Source organism: Sphingomonas sp. FW306-1B-B10E, assembly GCF_058782005.1.
Map to the genome: position 1 here is coordinate 1 of NZ_JBYSXG010000095.1, position 6,614 is coordinate 6,614.

General features: G+C 67.1%; 6 protein-coding genes. 5 read left to right on the forward strand and 1 reads right to left on the reverse strand.

The window, feature by feature from the left end:
* Window positions 1-70 precede the first annotated feature (70 nt).
* Both AC3WJI_RS21275 and AC3WJI_RS21280 read left to right on the forward strand, forming a co-directional pair.
* Window positions 71-991 carry an ABC transporter ATP-binding protein gene (locus AC3WJI_RS21275; protein WP_492759307.1) on the forward strand — a complete coding sequence of 307 codons (921 nt, stop codon included), beginning with the start codon at window positions 71-73 and terminating at the stop codon, window positions 989-991.
* A gap of 93 nt (window positions 992-1,084) precedes the next feature.
* Window positions 1,085-1,762, forward strand: coding sequence for a type 1 glutamine amidotransferase domain-containing protein (locus AC3WJI_RS21280; protein WP_492759308.1), 678 nt, complete (start codon window positions 1,085-1,087; stop codon window positions 1,760-1,762).
* A 27-nt stretch (window positions 1,763-1,789) separates the two neighbouring features.
* On the opposite strand, the gene AC3WJI_RS21285 is transcribed toward AC3WJI_RS21280, so the two are convergent.
* The gene (locus tag AC3WJI_RS21285) at window positions 1,790-2,680 is read right to left on the reverse strand and encodes a CE1 family esterase (RefSeq protein WP_492759309.1); all 891 of its coding nucleotides are present in this window, start codon (window positions 2,678-2,680) and stop codon (window positions 1,790-1,792) included.
* A 65-nt stretch (window positions 2,681-2,745) separates the two neighbouring features.
* On the opposite strand from AC3WJI_RS21285, the gene nadB reads away from it, so the two are divergent.
* From nadB to AC3WJI_RS21300, 3 genes are all read left to right on the forward strand, one after another.
* Entirely contained in the window at window positions 2,746-4,338 is a 1,593-nt protein-coding gene (gene nadB / locus AC3WJI_RS21290) for an L-aspartate oxidase (RefSeq protein ID WP_492759310.1), read from the forward strand.
* Window positions 4,339-4,579: 241 nt separating this feature from the next.
* Window positions 4,580-5,668, forward strand: a complete 1,089-nt coding sequence (locus AC3WJI_RS21295; protein ID WP_492759312.1) for a serine hydrolase — start codon at window positions 4,580-4,582, stop codon at window positions 5,666-5,668.
* 196 nt (window positions 5,669-5,864) lie between these two features.
* Window positions 5,865-6,554: a 2OG-Fe(II) oxygenase gene (locus AC3WJI_RS21300; protein WP_492759311.1), complete on the forward strand. Its 690-nt coding sequence runs from the start codon at window positions 5,865-5,867 to the stop codon at window positions 6,552-6,554.
* Window positions 6,555-6,614: the final 60 nt, after the last annotated feature.

Below are 6,614 nucleotides of genomic sequence, written 5' to 3' on the forward strand. Positions count from 1 at the left end.
GGTGACATCCGGTCACACGCCCTCCCCTAACCCCTCCCGCAAGCGGGAGGGGAATGAATAGGCACTTCGCATGACTCAGGCCGCGATCGAGATCGACAATCTCTGCAAGACTTATCAGGGCGGCAAGCGCGCGCTCGATGGCGTGAGCTTCGAGGTGCCTCGCGGCCAAATCTTCGGACTGCTCGGTCCCAATGGCGCGGGCAAGTCGACCTTGATCAACATCCTCGCCGGGCTGGTCAACAAGACCGATGGCCGCGCATCGATCTGGGGCTTCGACGTCGACGCCCACCCACGCAACGCCAAGGCGAGCATCGGCATCGTCAACCAGGAGATCACTTTCGATCCCTTCTTCACGCCGCGCGAGACGCTCGAAATCCAGGCGGGACTCTACGGCGTGCCCAAGGCGCAGCGCGACCCGATGGCGCTTCTCCGCGCCGTCCATCTCGAGGACAAGGCCGACGCATATTCGCGCACGCTCTCGGGCGGCATGAAGCGCCGGCTGATGGTCGCCAAGGCGATGGTCCATTCGCCGCCGATCATCGTGCTCGACGAGCCGACCGCGGGCGTCGACGTCGAGCTGCGCCAGCAGCTCTGGGCCTATGTCAAGCAATTGAACGCGCGCGGCGTGACGGTGGTGCTGACCACGCACTATCTCGAGGAAGCCGAGCAGCTCTGCGACCGCATCGCGATCATCAACCACGGCAAGCTCATCGCCAACAAGCCCACGCGCGAGCTGGTCGGCATGGCGCAGGAGAAGGTCGTCGAAGTCACTGTCGACCGCGACGTGCCGGCGCTTCCAGAGAACGCCTGCTTCCAGAAGATCGAACTGAAGGCGGGACGCACGCTGGTGATCACTTACCGCAAGGACCAGGCCAATGCCGGCGAAGTCCTCGGCGCGGTGCAGAGCGGCGGCTACGGCATCGTCGACGTCTCGACCCGCGAAGCCGATCTCGAGGATGTTTTCCTCAACCTGACGCGTTCCAACGGCTGAGCCCCGCCGGGCGGTTCGCACGGATTGCGGGAGCGTAAGCGGGCATCGACCGTTGGCGGCAACGAATCTGTGCCAAGATACAAGGAAGTTGCCATGAAAGTCCTGATGGTCCTCACCTCGCACGATCAGCTGGGGGATACGGGTAAGAAGACCGGCTTCTGGCTCGAGGAGTTCGCAGCCCCCTATTACGTCTTCAAGGATGCCGGTGCGGAGATCGTGCTGGCCTCGCCGGCTGGTGGGCAGCCCCCGCTCGACCCCAAGAGCGACGCGCCCGATTCCCAAACCGAGCAGACCGAGCGGTTCAAGGCCGATCCGGACGCGCAGCATGCACTTGCGAACACCGTCCGCCTCGACACCGTCGATCAGGCGGACTTCGACACCGTCTTCTACCCCGGTGGTCACGGCCCCCTGTGGGACCTCGCCGAACTGGACAGCTCGATCGGCCTGATCGAGAGCTTCGAGCGCGCCGGCAAACCGATCGCCTTTGTCTGCCACGCGCCCGGCGTATTGCGCCACGTCAAGGGCGCGGATGGTGAGCCTTTGGTCAAGGGGCGCCGCGTGGCGGGCTTCACCAACTCCGAGGAGGACGGGGTCCAGCTGACCGATATCGTGCCGTTTCTGGTGGAGGACGAGCTCAAGAAGCTGGGCGCCAACTATGAGAAGGGCGCGGACTGGGCTTCGTATGTCGTGGTGGATGGCAAGTTGGTCACCGGCCAGAATCCAGCCAGCTCCGAAGAGGCCGCGAAGGCGCTGCTTCAGCTTCTCGCCTGAGCCCCGCTGCGCGCGACTGGGGGTCCGCTAGCGCCGGTGGCGTGCAAAGAAGGCCCACATCGCCTCGTTGTCCGCCGCCCAGACATGCCCCGCCTCGGGCGTGATCCGCGCGACCACCTCAGCCCCGCCGCGGCAATCGGCATAGCCGCGCTCGACCACGCCGCTCGCCAATGCCCGCTCGGGCAGCGGGCGGCGGCAGCCATTGAGGTCGCCCCAGCGTGCCTCGGCGCGGCGCATCGGATATTGCCAATAGGGTGCGCCGCCGCCCTCGACCGGGTTGGTGCCGTCCTTGCCGCCAGCAAAGGCGATCACCGGCATCGGCTTCGCGGGCGCACACGTCGCCGGATCCGGGAAACCCGGATCAGCCGCCGAAGGATTGCCCGCGCGCAATCCGACCACCGGCGCGATCGCCGCGAAGCGCTCGGCGGCCACGCAGCCGAGCCACGAGGTCATCCGCCCGCCGCCCGAGATACCGGTGGCATAGACCCGGCGGCGATCGGCGCAGCCCTTGGCGGCGAGCCAGTCGATCGCCTTGCCGAAGAAGGCGACATCGTCGGCGTCCTCCGGTCCGGGCACCTTGCCCGACACCGTCGGCACGCCGGGGATGTTCCAGACATGGCCCTTGTCCGCGGCGATGCCGCCATCGGGCGCGGCGAGGAGGAAGCCGCGGCGCTCGGCAGTCGCTTCGAGCTTCGAATCAGCCAGAACCGCCGCGCCATCGCCGCCGCTGCCGTGGAGCGCGAAGACCAGCGCGCCGCTCTGCTGCCGCATGGGCACGCGCAGCAGCAGCGATCGGCCGGTGTCGCCGATCGTCACGCGTTGGGTGGTGCCGGGTGCGCCCAATGTGCATGCGCCCGCCGGCACCACCCAGGCGACCGCGCATGCCAGTCCCACGAAACCCAGGCTTTGCCGGCGCATATCTCTCTCCATTTGCAAGGCGAGCCGCTTAGCGCCTAGGCGGGGGACGAACCAGCGGAAGAGATATGGCCGGCGATCCTCATACTAGCGAAATCCTCGTCATCGGCTCGGGCGCCGCGGGGCTGACCGCCGCGCTCAACCTCGCGAGCCGGTTCAAGGTGACCGTGCTCGCCAAGGGCGCGCTAAACGAAGGCTCGACTGCCTGGGCGCAGGGCGGGATCGCCGCAGTTCTCGAACCCGGCGACACCTTCGAGAACCATATCGAGGACACGATCGTCGCCGGCGCCGGGCTGAACGACCGCGCCACCGTCGAGATGGTTGTCGAGAACGCCCCTGCCGCGATCGAGCGGCTGGCCAAGCTCGGCGTGCCGTTCAACACCGACAAGGGGGCGCTCCACCTCACGCGCGAGGGCGGCCACAGTCATCGTCGCATCGTCCATGTCGACGACGCCACCGGATGGGCTGTCCAGGAAGCCCTGCTCAAGGCGGCGCGCGCCAATCCCAACATCACCCTCGTCCCCGACATGGTGGTGATCGACCTCGCCACGAGCCGCCATGAGGAGCGCTATTCGGGCGCCGGCAATGTATGGGGCGTCTACGCCTTCAACCGCGCCACCAACCGCGTCGAATTGTTCACCGCCAACGCCACCGTGCTGGCGACCGGCGGCGCGGGCCGCACCTATCTCTTCTCGACCGCCCCCAAGGGCGCGACCGGCGACGGCATCGCGATGGCGTGGCGCGCGGGCTGCCGCATCTCCAACATGGAGTTCATGCAGTTCCACCCGACATGCCTGTACAATCTCGAGGTCAAGAACTTCCTGATCACCGAGGCAGTGCGCGGCGAAGGCGGGTGGCTGATCAATCCGCAGACCGGCAAGCGCTTCATGATTGATTACGACCCCGAGCGGATGGAGCTGGCGCCGCGCGACGTGGTGGCGCGCGCGAACGACGCCGAGATCAAGCGCGATGGCCTCGATTACGTCCATCTCGACATCAGCCATATGGGCGCGGATTTCGTGAAGCAGCACTTCCCGACGATCCACGCCCGGCTGCTCGATCTCGACATCGACATGACCACCGGCCCGATCCCGGTGGTGCCGGCGCAGCATTATACCTGCGGTGGCGTGCTGATCGACCGCGACGGGCGCACCGACCTGCCCAATCTCTATGCCGCGGGCGAGGTCAGCCAGTCCGGGCTGCACGGCGCCAATCGCTTGGCCTCCAATTCCTTGCTCGAATGCTTCGTCTTCGGCGAGGCGGTCGCCAACCATATCGCCGCGAACTGGGGCGACCTCGCCCCGCCGCCGCCGATCCGCCCGTGGGACGAGAGCCGCGTCACCGATTCCGACGAGGAAGTGGTGATCAAGCAGAACTGGACCGAGATCCGCCGCTTCATGTGGAATTATGTCGGCATCGTCCGCTCGACCAAGCGGCTCGAGCGCGCGGCGCACCGCATCCAGATGCTGCGCGGCGAAGTGAACGACTATTACGGCCATTTCCGCGTCACCGGAGACCTGATCGAGTTGCGCAATCTGCTGGAGAGCGCCGACCTGATCGTCCGCTCGGCGCTCCACCGCAAGGAGAGCCGCGGGCTGCACTACACGCTCGATTATCCCGAGACGCTCGACGTCGCGGTCGACACGATCTTGGTGCCGTGATGGGGTTCGGGGGGACGAGCCGCGCATCGCGCGTTGGTGCCGCTATATGGGCGAGTTTCCTCTCCTTTCACCATTCGTCGCTATCATTACCGGATTCGTCGCATCGCCGGGCAGCCGGGCTTTGATGCGAGTCGGGTTCGCCACATGTTGAGTAGTGGCGCAAGGGGTTGCATTCGTGAGTAAATTTAAGGGCTTCTCTAAGGTAGAGCGCGCATTGACGCTCGCGGGTCTGGGGCCTGCGATGCTGCTCGGCTGCGCGGTGCACGAGGATGCCCTGCTCGCCGCCTATCTGCCCGCGCCCAGCTACAGCGTACTGATGCCCTTCCCTGCGGCGACGGCCAAGCCGGTCAAGCCGCGCCCGCCCGCGCCGCTCGGCCTCGTCAGTTCGATCGACACCATCACGCGCAACTTCGCCGGACTGGCGGGGATCGCCGTGATCAGCGTCGACGATGGCTGGATGGCCAGCAACGTCACTGCGACGCGGCCGCTGCCGCAACAGAGCGTGAGCAAATTGTGGGTGACGATGACGGTGCTCGACGCAGTCGACCGCGGCACGATCCGGCTCGACGATCCGCTGACCATCACCCGCGCCGATTTCACCTTGTTCCACCAGCCGATCGCGGCCTTGGTCAAGGGCGATGCCGGCTACACCACCACGGTCGCCGAGATCATGCGCCGCGCGATGCAGATGAGCGACAACACCTGCAACGACAAGTTGCTGCGCCTCGTCGGCGGCCCGCAGGCAGTTCGCAACTTCATCGCCCGCAAGCAATTGGGCACGATCCGCTTCGGTCCGGGCGAGAAACTGCTCCAGGCGGGGACCGCCGGGCTCGAATGGAAGCCCGAATATTCGATGGGCAACGCCTTTGCCGTCGCGCGCGCCAAGCTGTCGCCCGACGTGCGCCGCGCCGCCTATGAGGCCTATGTCAAGGATCCGCCCGACGGCGCCGCCCCGGCCGCGATCGCCGATGCGCTCGCGCGGCTCCAGCGCGGCGAATTGCTGTCGCCGAGTTCGACCGAGTGGCTGCTCGCGACGATGGCCGGCGCCAAGACCGGCCGCGCCCGCGTGCACGGCGCGGTGCCGCCGGGCTGGGCCTATGGCCACAAGACCGGCACCGGGCAGGATCTCGGCGGACGCACCGCGGGCTTCAACGATGTCGGCATTCTCACTGCGCCCGACGGCCGGTCCTACGCGCTGGCCGTGATGATCGGAGACACCGCGCGGCCGATCCGCGAGCGCCAGTTGCTGATGCAGGCCGTGGCCAGCGCGATCGTCGCGAACCACCAGCCAGGTACGGGGATTGCCCAGGCCGGATATTCGCCGCGCTGAGCGTTTCGTTTCGCGTCAATCCTTCTTCGTCATCCCCGCGAAAGCGGGGCCCCATCTCCCCAACGAGCAGCAGAATGCGCCGGTGCGATGGTGGTGACGGCAGGAGATGGGTCCCCGCTTTCGCGGGATGACGGTGGGTAGTTTCGACCGCAAGCAACGGAGCGCACCGTCGGCCGCTTCCGTCTAGCCCCGCGCCATGACCGATATCGACTGGACCTCCGCCGCCGAAGCGCTCGACACCAATGGCTGGGCGGTACTGCCCCGGCTTCTCGCTCCCCCGGTCTGCGGCGAGATCGCAGCGCTTTACGACGAGCCCGCGCATTTTCGCAGCCACGTCATCATGGCCCGCCACGGCTTCGGCCGCGGAGAGTATCGCTATTTCGCCTATCCCTTGCCCGATCCGGTCCAGACGCTGCGGACGCGACTCTATCCGCCGCTCGCCGGAATCGCCAATCGCTGGCACGAGCGAATGGGCTTCGACCGCCGCTTTCCCGCCGAACATGCGGAATGGCTCGCCGAATGCCACGCCGCCGGCCAGAGTCGCCCCACGCCGTTGCTGCTCCGCTACGGCCCCGGTGACCATAATTGCCTGCACCAGGACCTGTACGGCGCCCATGTCTTCCCGTTGCAGGTCGCGGTCCTGCTCTCGGCCCCCGGCCAGGACTTCGCCGGCGGCGAGTTCGTCCTCACCGAGCAGCGCCCGCGGATGCAGTCGCGCGCCGCAGTGGTGCCGCTGACGCAGGGCGACGCGGTGGTGTTCGCGGTCAATCAGCGCCCGGTCCGCGGCGCCAAGGGCGACTACCGCGTGACGATGCGCCACGGGGTCAGCGCCGTGCATCTCGGACAGCGCCACACGCTGGGAATCATCTTCCACGACGCGAACTAAATCCTGACTGGCTCGGCAGGAGGCGGAGAACTCCCCTCCCTGCAAGGGAGGGGTTGGGGG

Excerpts from the sequence above, each read along its gene's own strand:
- nadB (WP_492759310.1), top strand. The coding sequence starts at position 2,746 with ATGGCCGGCGATCCTCATACTAGCGAAATCCTCGTCATCGGCTCGGGC.
- AC3WJI_RS21295 (WP_492759312.1), top strand. The coding sequence starts at position 4,580 with ATGCTGCTCGGCTGCGCGGTGCACGAGGATGCCCTGCTCGCCGCCTAT.
- AC3WJI_RS21280 (WP_492759308.1), top strand. The coding sequence starts at position 1,085 with ATGAAAGTCCTGATGGTCCTCACCTCGCACGATCAGCTGGGGGATACG.
- AC3WJI_RS21300 (WP_492759311.1), top strand. The coding sequence starts at position 5,865 with ATGACCGATATCGACTGGACCTCCGCCGCCGAAGCGCTCGACACCAAT.
- AC3WJI_RS21285 (WP_492759309.1), bottom strand. The coding sequence starts at position 2,680 with ATGCGCCGGCAAAGCCTGGGTTTCGTGGGACTGGCATGCGCGGTCGCC.
- AC3WJI_RS21275 (WP_492759307.1), top strand. The coding sequence starts at position 71 with ATGACTCAGGCCGCGATCGAGATCGACAATCTCTGCAAGACTTATCAG.